Origin of the sequence: Mesorhizobium sp. M7A.F.Ca.CA.001.08.2.1 (genome assembly GCF_003998455.1) — a bacterium.
Taxonomy (GTDB): domain Bacteria; phylum Pseudomonadota; class Alphaproteobacteria; order Rhizobiales; family Rhizobiaceae; genus Mesorhizobium; species Mesorhizobium ciceri.
This window is the reverse complement of sequence record NZ_RZPW01001262.1, coordinates 1-924: the sequence shown is the minus strand read 5'-3', so window position 1 is coordinate 924 and position 924 is coordinate 1. Positions and strand designations below refer to the sequence as shown.

Here is a 924-nt window from a genome sequence, read left to right as displayed (position 1 = left end):
GGCATCGAGCGTGTCGATGAGGCGCTGCAGCCGGGGGCTGACGCCTTCGACGCCCCTGTAGCGGACCTCGGGCGGGCGCCCCAGCCCGAGCATGAAAAGATGTTCGCGCTCCGCCTCGGTCAGCAGCAGCCCCTTGGCGATGCGGTTGAGGACATCGGCCGAGGGTGCGCCGCCGCGGCCCTGTTCCAGCCATGTGTACCAGGTCGGGCTGATGTTGGCGCGCTGCGCGACCTCTTCGCGGCGCAGCCCCGGCGTGCGTCTGCGTCCGGAAAACCCGAATGATGCGGGATCAAGCCGGGTGCGCCGGTCTTTGAGGAACGCTGCTAGTGAGCCGGAATTGGAAGGCATCCTGTTAGCCATTATACCACGATAAGATCACTACTTTAATAGAATAATAGACCGGCAATATTGCGCAGGCAACTGTACAGGAGATTTTGCATGCGTATCTTTCTCACCGGCGCGACCGGTTTCATCGGTTCGGCGATCGTTCCCGAACTCATCAAGGCAGGCCACCAGGTGGTCGGCGTGACCCGCTCCGACGCCGGCGCCGAGGCGCTGGCCGCCGCCGGTGCTGAAGTGCATCGCGGAACGCTCGAGGAGCCCGAAGGGCTGTGCGATGGCGCGGCCAAGGCGGACGGCGTGATCCACACGGCATTCGACCACGACTTTTCGCGGTTTGCCGAGAATTGCGAAAAGGACAAACGCGTCATCGCCGCACTGGGCGCCGCGCTCGCCGGCTCCGACCGGCCGCTGGTGATCACCTCCGGCGTCGGCATGGGCAGCCCCGGGCATGGCCAGTTGGCGATCGAGGACGTCTTCAACGCCAGCCATCCCAATCCGCGCATCGCCTCGGAGCTGGCCGGCAATGCCTTGCTGGACGCCGGCATCAATGTGTCGGTGGTGCGGCTGCCGCAGGTCCACAAT

General features: G+C 65.2%; 2 protein-coding genes. One reads left to right on the top strand and one right to left on the bottom strand.

Annotated features, from left to right (window positions below; genetic code table 11):
• On the bottom strand, positions 1-360 hold a 360-nt coding region (locus tag EN914_RS36685; RefSeq protein ID WP_164779226.1), incomplete at its 3' end, for a helix-turn-helix transcriptional regulator.
• A 78-nt stretch (positions 361-438) separates the two neighbouring features.
• Here EN914_RS36685 and EN914_RS36680 point away from each other — a divergent pair.
• A partial coding sequence (locus tag EN914_RS36680; RefSeq protein ID WP_127389749.1) for an NAD(P)H-binding protein occupies positions 439-924 on the top strand: 486 nt, incomplete at its 3' end.